Below are 16,316 nucleotides of genomic sequence, written 5' to 3' on the forward strand. Positions count from 1 at the left end.
TATCTAATATTTTAATTTGGGTCCTGCTTGATAGATAGTTTCAGAGACGTTAAATTTTTTGAAATTATCAATAAATTGTTGCGCTAAATTTTGTGCGGCTTGATCATAAGCTTGTGGATCTTTCCAACAGTTGCGTGGATTTAGAATTTTATTTTCAACATTAGGTATTGCAGTGGGAATATCCAGATTCATAATTTCAAGATGCTCTGTTTTTGTTTCGTTAATAAGGCCATTTTGTATCGCATGGATAATTGCTCTCGTTGTTGGAATTTTGAACCTTTTACCTACACCATAACCACCTCCTGTCCATCCTGTATTAACCAAATAAACATGCGAATGAAAATTCTTAATTCGTTTGATTAAAAGTTCTGCATAGACTTGTGGTGGACGTGGAAAAAAAGGTGCACCAAAACATGTTGAGAATGTGGATTTGATTCCTGAACCGGATCCTATTTCCGTTGATCCAACCAATGCGGTGTATCCAGAAAGAAAATGGTATGCAGCTTGTTCATGATTTAGAATGGCAACAGGTGGCAAGACGCCGGTTAAATCACAAGTCAAAAAGATAATTGCATTAGGTTCGCCCCCTTTGTTATTTTTTGCTCGTTTCACAATGAAATCACGAGGGTAGCAAGCTCTTGTATTCTGAGTGAATTGTTCATCATTGTAATCAGGCTCACGTGTTGCTTTATCTAATACGACATTTTCAAGAACACTTCCAAAACGGATGGCTCGCCAGATAACGGGCTCATTTTTTTCACTAAGATGAATACATTTTGCATAGCATCCTCCTTCAATATTAAAAACTGTTCCTGCACCCCAACCATGTTCATCATCTCCAATCAGGTAACGGTGTTCATCGGCTGAAAGTGTTGTTTTACCTGTTCCTGACAATCCAAAAAATAAGGTTACATCATCTTTTTCGCCAACATTTGCTGCACAATGCATGGGTAAAACGTCTTGTTCAGGCAAAAGAAAATTTTGCACAGAGAACATGGCTTTTTTCATTTCCCCGGCATAAGGCATTCCTGCAAGTAAAACTTTTTTTTGAGAAATGTTAATGATGACAGTTCCCTCAGAATTGGTACCATCTCGTTCAGGATTGCACTTGAAACCGGGAGCGTTGATAATTTGCCATTCAGAAAGTTGTTTTGGATTATAAATATCAGGATTGATGAAAAGGCATCTTCCAAACACGTTATGCCAAGCGGTTTCGGTAATCATTTTGACGGGTAGATAATAATTTTGATCAGACCCGACATGAACATGAGAAATGAAACATGCTTGTCGATTGATATAATCCTCGACATGTTTCCATAAGGTGTCAAATTTATTTTCGGAATAAGGTTGGTTAATTTTACCCCAATTAATCGCATTTTCTGTTATGGCTTCTTTAACAATAAAACGATCAGCCGGGGACCGTCCGGTTCGTTTGCCCGTTTTTACTGTTAACGCACCATTAGCGGCCAATTTTCCTTCATTGCGTTGAATGGCTAACTCAACAAGTTCTGCGATGCTAATATCTGTATAATGTTTAACGTGATTCATTCAATATTTCCAACGGCATTATCAGGTTTAAAGATAAAATTATGAATTATATGCAGTCGGTTGTTTAATCACATATATGCTATTATTTATCTATTTAAATTATCAAAAAGGGTTTGTCATGATTATAATTGTTAAAATTCTTGATCAGGATCGTTATTTTTGGAAAAAGCATATGAATGTATTCAAGGGTTATTGAAGAACGATACAAATAGATCCTTTTATCTGTTTAAATCAATATTTATTTAAAAAAATATTATTCTGATTTTATTATCACTTAAATTTGAATATAATTATGAAATTATATCGATTTTTTTTAAAAAAATTCGATTATTCGATTCGATTTTTAATAATGATTGTCGATATTTTTGAATTGTATTACATTTATTTCGTAATTTTCGATAAACAGATAATTTAACGAAAAACAAATCATCATAAATGATGATTTGGCATCATTTTTCATTTTTATATCGGATCATAAATAATGAGTAAAAATACCAATTTTGAAACCTTGGCTATTCATGCGGGGGCAACACCTGATCCAGTAACAGGGGCAAGAATAACACCGATTTATCAGACTACAGCTTATGTTTTTAAAGATGTTGATCAGGCAGCCAATCGCTTTGCCTTGACAGATGCGGGAAATATTTATGGTCGGATTACGAACCCAACCCAGTCTGTATTGGAAGAACGGGTGACAGCACTGGAGAGAGGAAGTGCAGCATTGGCAACTGCTTCTGGACATGCTGCAGAGTTTTTAACCTTTCATACCCTGATGGAGGCAGGGGATAATTTCATCGCCGCCCGTCAATTATATGGTGGTTCAATTAACCAGTTTGCCCAGTCTTTCAAATCATTTGACTGGCATGTTCGTTTTGCCGATATTGACGATTTATCCACTTTTGAAAAAGCAATTGATGGTCGGACAAAGGCGATTTTTATTGAAAGCTTTGCAAACCCTGGTGGTATAATTGTTGATATAGAGGCCATTGCAAAAATTGCTTATGCCAATCATATCCCTTTGATTGTGGATAACACCATGGCGACGCCTTATCTGGTTCGCCCTTTTGCACATGGTGCCGATATCGTGATTCATTCCCTGACTAAATTTATGGGGGGACATGGAAATTCGATGGGCGGCATTATTGTTGATGGTGGTAAATTTGATTGGAAAAAAGATAACAAATATAAAAAAATTACAGAGCCACGACATGATTATGCAGAGTTGGTTATTGCGGATGCGGCAGGTTCATCGGCTTTTGCAATTGCTGCGCGTGTATTGGGTATGCGTGATTTTGGTCCAACAATTTCTCCTTTTAATGCATTTTTGATCTTAACGGGAATTGAAACCTTACCTTTGCGTATGCAGCGTCATTGTGACAATGCAAATGTGGTAGCTCATTATCTGGCTAATCATGAAAAGATTGCGTGGGTTTCGTATGCTGGATTGCCTGATAATAAATATCATGATTTGCAGAAGAAATATGCGCCTAAAGGGGCTGGATCAGTATTTACCTTTGGAATAAAAGGAGGATATGATTCAGCTGTCCGGTTTGTCTCTTCGTTAAAAATGTTTTCTTTATTAGCTAATATTGGAGACACGCGTTCCTTAGTCATTCATCCTGCATCGACTACACATCGTCAATTAAGTTATGAACAAAAAATTGCTGCAGGAGCGGGACCCGATGTGATTCGTCTATCGATTGGTATCGAAAATGTAAATGATATTATTCAGGATCTTGAACAGGCCTTGGCACAAAGTTAAGATAAAATATAGAATAAGAGTTATTGATTTTTAAAAATACCCCTTGTTTGATTCAGGGGTTTTCAATATATCGTGCAATCTCGATTAAATTCAGATCAGGGTCACGTAGGTAAATGGATTCAATGGCCCCCTGCGCCCCTGTTCGGTTGACAGGACCCTCAAGCGGTTTAATTCCATGTTTCTGTAAATGAGCAAGAATTGTTGCTGGTTTTTCTTGAGTAACAAAACAGATATCTAAAGAGCCTGGTACGGGTAAATGTGCCTTTGGTTCAATTTCCTTACCATATTCATGAACATTGATCTTTTGATTGCCAAATTTAAAAGCTATTCGATCTTGTCCAAAATGTTGCAGGGAAAATTGTAAAACCTGAGTGTAAAAATGGATACACGCATCAAGCCTGTATGTTGTCAGCACAATATGATCAATGGAATTAATCATAGTTTACATTGCTTTCTAAATATAACGAAAATGAAACAAAGATTATTTGGATATGGATTGTTTTGCAAGTAAAAATTGTTTTTCGTTATGGTTTTGCAGACGCTTATTATTATTTTTTGTTTTTTGGTGGATTAACTTTATAAAAACTACAAAATAAATTTAACGATAAATTGATTTTTTTGAAATAAATAAAAAATGAGAATTCAATTATTTAATATGGTGGAGGGGGTTGGATTCGAACCAACGTAGACGCACGTCAGCGGATTTACAGTCCGCCCCCTTTAGCCACTCGGGCACCCCTCCTTTGGAAGATGGAAAACAAATAACAGGTTCTTTTGATAGATGTCAACACAGTTTTTAACTTTTCTTTGTAGATTTTTTTGATTTTCTCTATAATCATTTGATTTTTAAATATATAGAAAAGATTGAATCATATATGAGTAAAAAACCTGTTTCTAATTCTCATCAAAAAGAGGGTGGATATTGGTTATATGGTTTGCATTCTGTGCAAGCGGCTTTGAAAAATCCATTACGTCAAAAAAATCGTTTGTTGGCTACACAAGAGACATTTGACACTTTAATGACCAAATTGGAACGGCCTTTAAATATATCTTATGAAATTGTTGATCGTATGATGTTGGATAGGTTTTGTGGTCGGAATGCTGTACATCAGGGCGTTGCATTACAGGTTATGCCACTTCCCGACCCAGATTTAGAGGATATAGTGAAACGGCATGGACCCGTGCTCATCCTTGATCAAGTTACAGATCCTCGCAATGTTGGTGCTATTTTACGTTCGGCAATGGCATTTGGGGCAGCTGGAATTATTATGCAGGATCGTCATTCCCCAGAAGAAAGCGGGGTTTTGGCCAAGGCGGCATCGGGTGCTCTTGATTCTGTATTGGTAATGAAAGTGGTTAATCTTTCACGTATCATGAAGCAGTTAAAGGAAAAAGGTTTTTGGGTTCTTGGAATGGATGCGCAGGGTGAGGTTCTAAATGGTCAAAATTATAAGAAAAGAAAAGTGGCATTGGTGTTGGGTGCCGAAGGTAAGGGACTGCGACAGCTTGTCCGTCAAAATTGTGATGAAATTGTTTCATTATATATGGCCGGGGATATTGACAGTTTAAACGTATCAGTTGCGGGTGCCATTGCCTTGTACGAAATAATCCATTCTAATTTAATCTAGAAATTTTATGTTAGTTTATTTAAAATTGTTCTTTTTATGCAATATTAAAGGTAAAGATCAGCTTGTTTAGATTGTCTGTATCAACGCGTGAAAAAATAAAAGATTTAGTTTTTCATCAGCAAAATCGTATAAATCACCATTCTATTGAAACTGTTAAGATTGAAAAAACGATTGGATGTTATGGCAGCCCGCGATGGAAGAATATTCAGGAATTTGCAAACAATCAATCATATCCTTTTTTGCACTGGAAACATCCAGCCGAGACAATTTACCGTTATCATCTGAAAGATATAACCCTCGATGTTTATCATATGGTATATTTCAAACAAAACCGGGTTATCACCAACAGCAATTATTACTTATCGGAAAATTTGCTCAATTCCATCCACATTCAATCGGATAAACTGATTGATGCGCGAGATCAGGGAGCTGTATTCTGTTGTTCTGATCATTGGGAAAACAATTATTTTCATTGGATGATGCATGCCATTCCAGCTTATTATGCGGCAATGCAATCAGGAATAAAAGCCAAATTTCTTTTGCCTTACCCATTGATGTTATGGCGTAAACGCAGTTTGGAATTGCTGGGACTTGACTTATCCATGTGTTATCCCATTGAAAAGGAAAAACAATATAGATTTTCAGAATTTTATTATTTTGATTATCTCTCACAAAAATTTGGCTATTCCTGTTCAAAGCTTTCTGAGCAGGCATATGTCAAAATGAAACAGAATGCTGTTGTATCTATTCAGTCAATAGCGAAATATGACAAGATATATATTAGTCGCGTAAATAAGAATAATCGGCATTTACCTAATGAGGAAAAGCTTGTTGAAGCGTTGGAGAAAAGAGGATATTTTATTTTAAATCCTGAATTATACAGTCTAGATGAACAAATCATGCTTTTTCATTATGCAAAAATTGTGGTTGGTTTGTTGGGTGCAGGTTTATCAAATATCGTTTTCTGTCAAAAAGACACTTTGATTTATGAATTGATTCCAAGTCATCATATCAATCCATGTTTTCTGGTCTTGTCTTTACAAAGCGGATTGCGTTATTGGGCCGATCAATTTGACAGTGGTGTTGATCATGGGGCGCCAGATCATCTTAGTGCCTGGGAAAAACCAATTGATGTAGCATTTGTCATGAAGAGACTTGATGAACTTGAACCTTATATGCGTTCTGTTGATAATGCAGTTGTTAAATAACGTAATCAATAGGGGGAAGACTTAAATCCATTGATACTCCAGGTAAATCTTTATGACGTACCCCGATTTGTCGGGCAGGGTTGCCAACTACGGTTGTGTAAGGTTTGACTGCTTCTAAAACAATTGACCCTGCACCAATCTTGGCTCCTTCTCCAATTTCCACATTTCCCAATACTTTTGCACCTGCACCAATCAAGACTCCCCGACGGATTTTGGGATGACGGTCTTTTTCATCTTTGCCCGTTCCCCCAAGGGTAACTTCTTGTAAAATTGAAACGTCATCTTCTACAACAGCGGTTTCCCCAATAATAACAGAAGTGGCGTGATCTATCATGATTCGCTGTCCCAGACGGGCGGCAGGATGTATATCAACCCCAAACACTTCCGAAATACGGCTTTGTAAATGAAGTGCCAGATAGCGTCTTTGATTATGCCATAGCCAATGGGAAATGCGATGGGCCTGAATGGAGTGGAATCCCTTGAAAAATAGAAATGGTGTAATTAAATCGGAGCATGCTGCGTCTCTCATCATAACCGCGATCAAATCGGCTGCAGCTATGGAAATGAGAGGCGGATTGGTTCTGTACACCTGTTTGATTAAATCAGTTAATGCCTGATAGGGGATGGAGGCATCCTCTAATTTGCGTCCTATCATACAAGTCAGGGCGGTTTTGAAATCATGATGGCTGTGAATGCATGTATCAAAAAAACTGGATAATAAAGGATCACAACATCCATTGCTTTCTTGAACCATTTTTTCCCACAAGGCTTGAAGGTTTATTTCGTGGCTGTCGGGGCCGCTCGCTAATAGGTTATTCGGATCATTCATTGCGTTTTGAGTAGGTGCAATTGGATGAAGAGATTGACCAAATTTTTTTTTCATCATGCCCTCATGCAAATTTATCAGTATCCTTAGGGAAAAATGTGACTTTGGTTAACAAGACATATAAGGAAACTATATTTTTATTCAAATGACCAGATTTTTTTTACATGTAAAAAAAATCATATAATTTTTTTTGCAAAGGATTGTGCTTTGTCTAACAATGTTTAATAGTTGAATAAGGACTAAAACAATAAGATTTCATTCTATGTATCATAAGCATAAACTATTGATTTGATAGAATAAAGTGGGTTTTACTTGGATTGTACGGGAATAGTTTCCAATGAAATGTAAAAATAAAAATTTTCTGAATATTCAAAAAATTTTTCTGTATCTGATGTGTATAGTTGGATTAATTCCAGACTCTGCATTAGGGGCTTTGCCAGTGATGCCTGTTTTGGATAGTGGTGATACGGCATGGATGTTAATCAGCAGTGCATTGGTTTTATTAATGACAATTCCAGGATTGGCCTTATTTTATGCAGGGATGGTTCGCAAGAAAAATGTTCTTGCAACAATGATGCAATCCTTTGCTATATGTTGTCTTGTTACTTTAATATGGATAACAGTGGGATACAGTCTTGTATTTACGACAGGGAATTCTTTTATTGGTAATTTATCACAATTTATGTTGAATGGAATTCTTGGCAACTATCACATGGGTGTTGATAAGGGGTTCATATTAGGAGCCAATGGAAACAATCCTGTCATTATGACTATCCCACAAAGTGTTTATGTTATGTTTCAAATGACATTTATCATTATTTCTGTGGCAATTTTGGTTGGATCGGTTGCAGAACGTATAAAATTTTCTGCCCTATGTATATTTTGCATATTATGGGCATTATTTTCCTATGTTCCTGTTGCATATTGGGTTTGGAATCCGACGGGCTGGTTGGCCAATCTAGGGGCAATTGATTTTGCAGGTGGAACGGTTGTTCATATTAATGCCGGTATTGCTGGTTTAATATGTGCTCTGGTTGCAGGAAAACGGTTAGGGTATGGTCGAAGTGATTTGGCACCGCATAATGTAGGTTATGCTGTTATGGGCGCTTCCCTATTATGGGTTGGGTGGTTTGGTTTTAATGGAGGATCTGCCTTGAGTGCAAATGGTCGAGCAGCCATGGCGGTACTTGTAACACAGATTGCTGCCGCCGCTGGTGGTATTGGCTGGATGTCGATCGAATGGACTATTCGAAAAAAACCAACAGTACTTGGTATTGTTTCTGGAGCAGTGGCTGGCTTGGTAGTCATTACCCCAGCAGCTGGTTTTGTAATGCCTGGCCCGGCCTTATTGATGGGATTTCTAGGCGGGTTGATTTGTTTTTGGAGTTGTTCTTATTTAAAACGAAAATTGGGATATGATGATTCTCTTGATGCTTTTGGTATTCATGGAATGGGGGGAATTATCGGGGCAATTTTAACCGGTGTTTTTGCCTTTGGTCCATTGTCCGCTACAGAGACAGATCCAGTGGGTATTAGTGCATCTTTGCATCTTGTTATTGCCCAGATTGAGGCGGTTGCTGTCACAATAATCTGGAGTAGTTTTGTTTCATTTGTTTTATTGAAAATAATTGATTTTTTGATTGGATTGCGTGTGGATACAGATTCAGAAAGGCAAGGGTTGGATATGGTTTTACATAATGAACAGATAAATTAAATATTAGCAATTATTTTTGTTTACAATTTTTAACAAAAAGCGCTTTAATACTATTGGTTTAAGAATATTAAACCTTTTATTTATGTAAGGGTATTATAAATGATAAAATCCATAGTTGCGCGCTTTCCTGTTATAGGTGCCGGTTTAGCTATTACATCTTTTGTCGGAACCTCTTTGCTGGTAAATAATGCTGTCCATGCTGTTACATCCAAAGAATGTCATCAGCAGTTTACGGCAGCTAAAAAAGCTGGAACCGTCAAAGAAAAAACGTTTAGAGAATTCAAGGCAGCTAATTGTAAAGATGAAAGATCTGTCAAAGATGAAATGCATCAGCAAGATGCGAAAAAATCTGATACATCCCAGAATAAAGCTTCTTCTAAATCTCCAGCTAAACAAGATGCTACAGCATCAAGTATAGCAGCAGGTGATGCAGTTTTTCCAAACGCGGTTGATAGTAAATATTCAAATGAGAAAGAAGGTACTGCTCGGATGCATACCTGTTTGGATCAATATAAAGCGAACAAAGCCGATAATAAGAATGGCAATTTGAAATGGATTCAAAAAGGCGGCGGTTATTATAGTGATTGTATGAAACATTTTAAATCTGGTTCAGCACAATAATTTTTCCACAGTTTATAAAAGCCTGTTTTTTTAATTAGAACAGGCTTTTTATATTTAAATTATTGAAATAAATTGTAACAGGGTTAATTTCCTGGTTTTCTGATTGTATTATAACCAAACTGATTAATATATAAAATTATGTTCTTTTAAAAAACCGTATCCGGAATTATCTTTTGAATTGAAGGTTTATGATGTTTTATGCTGTTGGTGTCTGTGAATAAGTTCTTGTCTTTCAACAATTTCAATTTTTCCAGATTGTGCATTTTCAACATCCATTACAATAACATAATCACAATGCGCAACTGTTGCAGGCCGGTGTGCCACAATAATGCGTGTTATATTCATTTCATCTAGTATTGTCGCAATATGGGCTTCTGTTGGTTCATCCAGACTGCTGGTTGCTTCATCTAAAAATAGGATTGCTGGTTGGCGATATAAAGCTCTGGCTAAAATAACCCTTTGTTTTTGTCCTCCTGACAAGGAACTTCCCATATCACCAACAAATGTTTCAAATTTCATGGGCATTGCCATTATATCTTGTAAAATTGCAGCTTTCTGTGCACATTCAATAATTTTTTCCTGATCAGGTTTATCATCAAACCCGCAAATATTATCTGCAATTGAACCAGAAAACAGTCCATCATCCTGTAAAACACCAGCAATTTCTTGTCGGTAATTGTCTAGAGATTCTTTTAATATATTTCGACCGTTAAAGTAGATATCACCTTCCTCTGGATGGGTTAAACCCATCATTGCTTTTAAAATTGTTGACTTTCCACATCCTGATGCGCCTACAATAGCAATACTTTTACCCTTTGGAATTTTCAGGTTTATATTACGAAATACCCAAGGTTCAGCAGGAGAGTATCTAAAACCCAAATTTTTACACACAAGATGGTTTTGATCATTAATATGAAGTTGTTCCGTCAATCTGTTATTATTCGATATAGATATTATAGCATTTTCTTCACTTTCTGTAGGTGTTAAGACTATATCTGAAATACGATCACTCTGGATAGAAAGCATTTTTAGTTTGAAGGCGGCACCGATAAGATTGCCTATGCGTCCGGTGAATTGGTCTTTGTAGGATAGAAAGGCAACCAGCATTCCAACTGTCATTTTATTATCCATGACGTAATGTGCCCCGATTACCAACATTATTAACCTGTCAATAGCGAAGATGGAATCATTTATACGTCCAAAAATAAGGTCATAACGTTGTGTTTTTAATCCGACATTGATTGCATCAACCAATAAATTTAACCAGCGTGCACGTCTTCGCTCCCGCAATCCAAGTAACTTGATACTTGCCATACCTCTCAAAGTTTCAATAAGATGTGAATCCTTTTTAGCATTATAGACAATACCCTCTTCAGAGGCTTGCTTGTAAGGGCGATAAGCCACAAGACGGCTTATACCGTCAAGGATTACAGCAATTAATGTTACAAGTGCCAGCCATTTACCATAGATGATTAGCATTACAAACATACCAATTGCCATTAAACCATCCATGACTGCTTGTACCATATCAGTTGTAATGGTTTGTTGAATAATACCTAATGAACCGAAACGGGATAATATATCTCCAACATGTCTTTTCAAGAAATAATCCAGCGGTAATTTGGATAAATGTTCAAAAAGACTGGCGTTCCATTGAACAGATACACGGGTGCTGAAAAGCATGACCATCCATGTTCGGGCTGTGGAAATAAGCATTTGCAGCAAAATAAGAATGGCAATTCCAACTGTAATTGTTGTTAGCAAGCCGTTATCCAAAGTCACAATGACTTCATCAATAATGACTTGCGAGGCCATAGGCATGACAATTGAAATAGCTTCCAACCCAAGAGATGTTAATAAAAGATAAAACAGGGTTGTTTTAAGACCGTCTGTTTTTCTGAAAAGATCACGTAAATGAAGATTGTTGCGCTCATCTTTTCGGGTAAAATTTTGGTCGGGAGCAATCTCAAGTGCCACTCCTGTAAATTCATTATTGATTTCACCCCAAAGTACCTTACGTTTTCCACGGGCGGGATCATTAATCATAATTCCATTGGTTTTTACATCTGTTAACACGACAAAATGGTTTAAACTCCAATGAAGAATGCAAGGTAAGCGTAATTTGTTTAGTTCTTCCATTTCCAAACGCAAAGGACGTGTTGTCAAGTTATTCCGTTGCGCAATATCAACAATATTCTGTAGGGTAATTCCCTTGATAGAAATAGATTCTCTTTGTCTAAATGTTGTTAGATCAATATAATTTCCATAATAACTCATAATCATGGCAAGACATGCCAGGCCACATTCGGAAGCTTCCACTTGTAAAATTACGGGAACAGTTTGGCGAAAACCAAAATTTAGTCTTTTCAATGTATTAATCATGAGTTCGGTTTCGTTAATCTTGTTTTAATAGTATCGTTAACCTCAATAATGGGTTGGAACATCCATTGATAAAGGCGACGATAATCAACGGCAATATCAGCTTCAACTTGCATTCCGGGCTGCAAAAAATATTTTTTATTGGGATAAGCTGCAATGAAGTTTTTTTCAGGTTTTACCCGAATTCTATAAAAGTTACGATCAATCTTACTGTTTGGACCAATTATTTCATTTTTTAAATTGGGATTGCTGTCTTTACCCATTATATCCGATGTAACTGGTGTATAAGTAATTTCGGTAACAGTCCCGTTGTATAGACCAAATTTTTGATATGGAAATGCTGCATAACGTAAGATAACATTGCTATTTTTCTTTAAAAGTCCCACGGCTGAACTAGGAACATAAAGTTCAGCTTCGATTGCTTGACCTTCTGGAACTATACTTGTTAAGGCGGAATCTTGTGAAACTTGCTGACCGATATATCCCCGAAGCGCTGTTATGGTTCCATTTATGGGGGCTGTAACAAAAATAGTTTGATTACGTTCTCCCAGTATGATTTTCTGATCAATATCATTTATGCTTTTTTTAATTTCATTTAGATCATGTTGGTAATTGGTATCGTACAGTTGATATTTTGATGCATTTTCTAATATTTGGCCTTCAATCGATGTTTGATTTTGTAAGAACTGTGCATGAGTACCTAGAATTTGGGCATATGTATATAATTGATTCTGATATTCCTGATTTGTTGCCAAAGACATTTTCTTGGCTTTTTCAATCATCAGTAACGATTGTTGGACCAAGGGGATTATTTGATTGTCATTTTCGATTTGCTGGGTAACTTTGTCATGCTGTTTGTAAAGATTAGAGAGTGTTTCTTTAATATTGTTTTTTTCAATGGGAGCGGCCTTTTCTTTGAGTGCAAGCTGTTTTTCAAGAATATTTTTTTGTTTTTTCAACAAGTTATTAGTTAATTGTTGTGTGGGTCCATTGATAGAGGTGTTTTCGAGACTTATCGTGAATAATTTATCGCCTTTATGAACAAATTGGCCCTCTATAACGTTTTTTTCAATAACAATGCCATTTGTTCTTGATCCTATAGTGATTAACCCTTCTGTAGGCATAATGCTGCCGGAAGCATGTATACGACGCGTATAACCACCGAAAATAGTATATAATATGATAATAATGACACAAATGAATGAGATAATCGCGATGATTTTTATAGGAATAGGTTGTACATCCTGTACGCGACCTAACCATGTATCTCGTTTTGCTTCTAAAACTTCATGCCTGAAAAGAGAATTCATGGATAATAATCTTGATAGATTAAATAAATTTTGTAAGAATAGTGAGAAACATTACTTCAATCATAAATGTTTATGATTGAAGTATCATATATTCTCTAAAGATTTTTTATATTTATATTAATTTAGGTGAATCAATTTACACGATAAAAACAACTTATTTTAAATAATATAATGAATAGTTGCAGGAAAATATCATTATGTATGTTGAAACTAATGGAAGAGATTAGAAATTCCCTGCGATATTCCATTAATAATTCCAACTGTACCTAATCCTATCCCAGAAATTGCATTGTTAACATTGCTACTTATATCGGCGGCATTTTTTGATTTGGCTGCGTCAACAATAGATCCAATACCACTTCCAAGTTTACTTCCGGCATTTGCTTCATTGTTGGTTTTAATTCCTGTTAAGCTACCATAAAGATTATCGACAATTCCTCCAATTGAAGCACCTATGAAAGAGCCTATTAAAGCGGAAGAAACGGGAAGTGTAATATTGCCCCCAATAATATCACCCAAAAAAGATCCACCTGATACGCTATTGATTTCATGTGATGTAATTTCTCGCATTTTAATATTCCTGAATAGAAGGGGTTATAATTTATTTCAATAACCTATCATCAAATTATTAACACATCAAATCAAAAATACAATTGTGATTTATCAATAGTACTTAATCATTGAAAATGTTAAACGATAATTGCATTTTTATTAGAAGTTTGTTAATTTTTATTAAAATGGGTTTCCCGTGACTTTTTGAGGAGTTCCTGTTTAACTTTTTTAAGTTTTTCTCTGAATTCTTGATTTGCATGTAAACGAGCGACGACTTCAGCTCCGATCAATCGGCCTGCGTCTACATCGCTTTGCCAGTGTGCACCACAAATAACGCGACTTTGTCCGAATTCATAACCTTCTTTCAATATCTGGTCTTGTTTATCTGGAAAAATTTCGGATAGAAATAAGGCGGCGGACCATCCAAAAGCTGCGTGACCCGAGGGGTATGAACCATCCTTACGCAGTAGGTTCTCATCCTCTGGAGTACAGCTGTGTGTGTGATAATACATAAAGGGACGAATTCTTTGATAGTGTTTTTTAGCTTTATCAGTTCCAAAATTACCGCTCATGATTAACAGATCCTCTAAAAAATCTTGAGTGATAGGGGTATTTTTTTTGGATATTTCAATACCGATGGTTTTAGAAAAGTTCTTTCCGATTGTTCCGTTAAAAATAGCGGCTTCTTCAATGGCTTGGATCCATCGAGATGTATTTATAAGTTTGCGTGTATTGAGATATATTTCTTTATCAATTGCGAATAGTTGACTATTTCTATCTGGTGGGGGCGGTAAAAGTTTCAAACTATTTGCGAATTGATCAGTATGCAAGGGTAATTTTTTTGATTTAATAAATAGTCTTTTAATTTCATCTTTTTGTAAATTGCTGGATTGTCCAGTTAAGGGGAATATTAGGATATTTATTAATAATGTAAGAATAATTGTTTTTTTATAATTCATTGGTCTCTATTTATTTGTTATAAAAAAATTAAAGGTAATATATTAAGTAAATTTATCACATGTTTTATGTTTTTATTATATTTATTATTCATGATAGTTTTGATGAATATGTATGGTATTTAAAATTATGGATTGCTTTGTTATAAAAATTAAATATTATTAATATTTTTGTTTTGAAATGATTATAAGGAAAACGTTTTTTTAAAATAAATATTCACAGAGTTGAATATCGTTACTTATTTTTATAAATAATATTTTTTAAGGAATAGTTAATATAAAGAATTATCAGAGCTCACCATAATCAATTAGTTTATGATGTTTAATTTAAATTAATAAATTTAAGACTTCAAATACATTTTACGTAAAAAATTTTAAACAGTTTTTATCGCTTGCTTATGTAATAAAAACAGTATGGATAATGATATATGAAAAAAATAGATCTTATTAATATTGGTCTTTTAATGTACCCTAATGTTCAACAAGGAGCCATTTTCGGTTTAATTGATTTTTTTTCTGTAGCCAATCAGTTGGTCAAAGAGAATTGGAATACTAACCTTCCCATACCTCAAATTAAAATTGTAAAAATTGATAAGCCAACAATGAATTTTGACCTGCCTTCATTTATTGTTAAAAAAAATGACTTGAATTTTTCTGTTATTATTGTCCCTCCTTGTACAGATGAATTTCCATCTGGAAGTAAATATAATACGCATATTAATTTTTTAAAACATTCCTTGAAACAACCTTGTACAATTGCCTCTATTGGCAATGGCATTTTTTTATTGGCAGAGACTGGACTATTGGATGGTTATACAGTAACGACTCATTGGCAGTTAAAAAATCGATTTAAAAACCAGTTTCCAAATATCTATACTGATTTTGATTCTATGGTCATTGAGGAAAGAAATATTATTACGACGGCAGGTTCATTATCTTGGATAGATCTTGGGTTGGAATTGGTGAAAAAATTTTTTGGTTCCATAGTTATGGCTGAAGTTGCACGATTTTTTTTGGTCCAACCGGCAAGACGTGCACAAAGTCATTTTAATATTTTTTCACCTAATTTAACGCATGGAGATATTCCAATAATTAAGGGACAAAAATGGATATCTAATCAAAAGAATATGAATATTACATTGAAACAGTTATCGAAAGTAACAGGATTGGAAATACGGACATTGCAGAGGCGTTTTATTAAAGCCACGGGAATGACTGTTACAGAATATATTCAACATCATCGAATTTGCCGTGCTCAATTTTTATTACAATTTTCAAAAAAATTGATTGATGAGATAGGAATTGAATGTGGCTATAAAGATTTAAATGCGTTTCGTAAGATATTTACAAAAATAGTAGGATTATCTCCCAGTCTTTATCGTCGGAATTTTACCGTTTAAAAATTTTTAATATTATGTTGAAAGTAAAATTGTTTTAAGTACAACAACAATTAATTTTATTAAATATAAATAAAAGTCAAGTAGATGTATAACAATAGGTAACATTTTAATGAGGTGACGAAATAATCATTGAAATAACTTAAAAAAAATTATAAATATATTTTATTAGAAAATTAATAAGCACATTCTTTTTTTAGTTAATATATTTTTACAATAATTTTTAATAATACTTTTAATTACTGGTTTTCCCTTAATTATGTGAACTCATAATTAAGGGAATATAAAAAAGAATTAATAATATTAAATTAATATTAATTTAATGGTTAATTTGAAAAACTATTTCATAATATTGTAATATTTTACTTCTATTACATGGTTTAATATTACTAATCATTATTTTAAAATAATGATT

Annotated in this window: 13 protein-coding genes and 1 tRNA gene; 6 read left to right on the forward strand and 8 right to left on the reverse strand. The window is 34.8% G+C overall.

Features of this window, described 5'->3' with window-relative positions; translation table 11 throughout:
* Positions 1 to 3 precede the first annotated feature (3 nt).
* Complete coding sequence (locus H3R28_RS07875; protein ID WP_122123136.1) at positions 4 to 1,548, reverse strand: phosphoenolpyruvate carboxykinase; 1,545 nt, start codon at positions 1,546 to 1,548, stop codon at positions 4 to 6.
* A 481-nt stretch (positions 1,549 to 2,029) separates the two neighbouring features.
* Between H3R28_RS07875 and H3R28_RS07880 the strand changes: the two genes are divergently transcribed.
* On the forward strand, positions 2,030 to 3,310 hold the full coding sequence (locus H3R28_RS07880) for an O-acetylhomoserine aminocarboxypropyltransferase (protein ID WP_198210585.1): 1,281 nt from the start codon (positions 2,030 to 2,032) through the stop codon (positions 3,308 to 3,310).
* A gap of 52 nt (positions 3,311 to 3,362) precedes the next feature.
* On the opposite strand, the gene H3R28_RS07885 is transcribed toward H3R28_RS07880, so the two are convergent.
* Both H3R28_RS07885 and H3R28_RS07890 read right to left on the reverse strand, forming a co-directional pair.
* The gene (locus tag H3R28_RS07885) at positions 3,363 to 3,749 is read right to left on the reverse strand and encodes a VOC family protein (protein WP_155568924.1); all 387 of its coding nucleotides are present in this window, start codon (positions 3,747 to 3,749) and stop codon (positions 3,363 to 3,365) included.
* 217 nt (positions 3,750 to 3,966) lie between these two features.
* A tRNA-Tyr gene (locus H3R28_RS07890) sits at positions 3,967 to 4,052 on the reverse strand.
* Positions 4,053 to 4,185: 133 nt separating this feature from the next.
* On the opposite strand from H3R28_RS07890, the gene rlmB reads away from it, so the two are divergent.
* On the forward strand, positions 4,186 to 4,938 hold the full coding sequence (gene rlmB / locus H3R28_RS07895; protein WP_155568925.1) for a 23S rRNA (guanosine(2251)-2'-O)-methyltransferase RlmB: 753 nt from the start codon (positions 4,186 to 4,188) through the stop codon (positions 4,936 to 4,938).
* Between the two features lie 62 nt (positions 4,939 to 5,000).
* Positions 5,001 to 6,146, forward strand: a complete 1,146-nt coding sequence (locus H3R28_RS07900; RefSeq protein WP_155567771.1) for a DUF563 domain-containing protein — start codon at positions 5,001 to 5,003, stop codon at positions 6,144 to 6,146.
* On the opposite strand, the gene cysE is transcribed toward H3R28_RS07900, so the two are convergent.
* The gene (gene cysE, locus H3R28_RS07905; RefSeq protein WP_110439502.1) at positions 6,139 to 6,975 is read right to left on the reverse strand and encodes a serine O-acetyltransferase; all 837 of its coding nucleotides are present in this window, start codon (positions 6,973 to 6,975) and stop codon (positions 6,139 to 6,141) included. The genes H3R28_RS07900 and cysE overlap by 8 nt on opposite strands.
* A 388-nt stretch (positions 6,976 to 7,363) precedes the next feature.
* Here cysE and H3R28_RS07910 point away from each other — a divergent pair, with 388 nt between their 5' ends.
* Together H3R28_RS07910 and H3R28_RS07915 are read left to right on the forward strand one after the other, a co-directional pair.
* Positions 7,364 to 8,686 (forward strand): ammonium transporter, encoded by a 1,323-nt coding sequence (locus H3R28_RS07910; protein ID WP_198210613.1) that lies wholly within the window; start codon positions 7,364 to 7,366, stop codon positions 8,684 to 8,686.
* Positions 8,687 to 8,785: 99 nt separating this feature from the next.
* Entirely contained in the window at positions 8,786 to 9,307 is a 522-nt protein-coding gene (locus tag H3R28_RS07915) for a hypothetical protein (protein WP_196424091.1), read from the forward strand.
* Between the two features lie 186 nt (positions 9,308 to 9,493).
* Here the strand turns inward: H3R28_RS07915 and H3R28_RS07920 are convergent, their stop codons facing one another.
* The 4 genes from H3R28_RS07920 to H3R28_RS07935 form a co-directional block, all read right to left on the reverse strand.
* Positions 9,494 to 11,689 carry a peptidase domain-containing ABC transporter gene (locus H3R28_RS07920; protein WP_198210586.1) on the reverse strand — a complete coding sequence of 732 codons (2,196 nt, stop codon included), beginning with the start codon at positions 11,687 to 11,689 and terminating at the stop codon, positions 9,494 to 9,496.
* A complete protein-coding gene (locus tag H3R28_RS07925; protein ID WP_198193941.1) occupies positions 11,686 to 12,996 on the reverse strand; it encodes an HlyD family efflux transporter periplasmic adaptor subunit in 1,311 nt (436 codons plus the stop codon). Before H3R28_RS07925 ends, H3R28_RS07920 begins: the two co-directional genes overlap by 4 nt.
* A gap of 210 nt (positions 12,997 to 13,206) precedes the next feature.
* Positions 13,207 to 13,566, reverse strand: coding sequence for a hypothetical protein (locus H3R28_RS07930; RefSeq protein ID WP_198193943.1), 360 nt, complete (start codon positions 13,564 to 13,566; stop codon positions 13,207 to 13,209).
* A 152-nt stretch (positions 13,567 to 13,718) separates the two neighbouring features.
* A complete protein-coding gene (locus H3R28_RS07935) occupies positions 13,719 to 14,507 on the reverse strand; it encodes a phosphatase PAP2 family protein (RefSeq protein WP_198210587.1) in 789 nt (262 codons plus the stop codon).
* 425 nt (positions 14,508 to 14,932) lie between these two features.
* Here H3R28_RS07935 and H3R28_RS07940 point away from each other — a divergent pair, with 425 nt between their 5' ends.
* The gene (locus tag H3R28_RS07940; protein WP_198210588.1) at positions 14,933 to 15,904 is read left to right on the forward strand and encodes a GlxA family transcriptional regulator; all 972 of its coding nucleotides are present in this window, start codon (positions 14,933 to 14,935) and stop codon (positions 15,902 to 15,904) included.
* Positions 15,905 to 16,316 lie beyond the last annotated feature (412 nt).

Source organism: Commensalibacter sp. M0268 (assembly GCF_016101925.1).
GTDB lineage: Bacteria > Pseudomonadota > Alphaproteobacteria > Acetobacterales > Acetobacteraceae > Commensalibacter > Commensalibacter melissae.

Bases quoted from the DNA above. Each gene is read 5' to 3' on its own strand.
- H3R28_RS07875 (WP_122123136.1), bottom strand. From the start codon at position 1,548: ATGAATCACGTTAAACATTATACAGATATTAGCATCGCAGAACTTGTT.
- H3R28_RS07880 (WP_198210585.1), top strand. From the start codon at position 2,030: ATGAGTAAAAATACCAATTTTGAAACCTTGGCTATTCATGCGGGGGCA.
- H3R28_RS07885 (WP_155568924.1), bottom strand. From the start codon at position 3,749: ATGATTAATTCCATTGATCATATTGTGCTGACAACATACAGGCTTGAT.
- rlmB (WP_155568925.1), top strand. From the start codon at position 4,186: ATGAGTAAAAAACCTGTTTCTAATTCTCATCAAAAAGAGGGTGGATAT.
- cysE (WP_110439502.1), bottom strand. From the start codon at position 6,975: ATGAATGATCCGAATAACCTATTAGCGAGCGGCCCCGACAGCCACGAA.
- H3R28_RS07910 (WP_198210613.1), top strand. From the start codon at position 7,364: ATGTGTATAGTTGGATTAATTCCAGACTCTGCATTAGGGGCTTTGCCA.
- H3R28_RS07915 (WP_196424091.1), top strand. From the start codon at position 8,786: ATGATAAAATCCATAGTTGCGCGCTTTCCTGTTATAGGTGCCGGTTTA.
- H3R28_RS07920 (WP_198210586.1), bottom strand. From the start codon at position 11,689: ATGATTAATACATTGAAAAGACTAAATTTTGGTTTTCGCCAAACTGTT.
- H3R28_RS07925 (WP_198193941.1), bottom strand. From the start codon at position 12,996: ATGAATTCTCTTTTCAGGCATGAAGTTTTAGAAGCAAAACGAGATACA.
- H3R28_RS07930 (WP_198193943.1), bottom strand. From the start codon at position 13,566: ATGCGAGAAATTACATCACATGAAATCAATAGCGTATCAGGTGGATCT.
- H3R28_RS07935 (WP_198210587.1), bottom strand. From the start codon at position 14,507: ATGAATTATAAAAAAACAATTATTCTTACATTATTAATAAATATCCTA.
- H3R28_RS07940 (WP_198210588.1), top strand. From the start codon at position 14,933: ATGAAAAAAATAGATCTTATTAATATTGGTCTTTTAATGTACCCTAAT.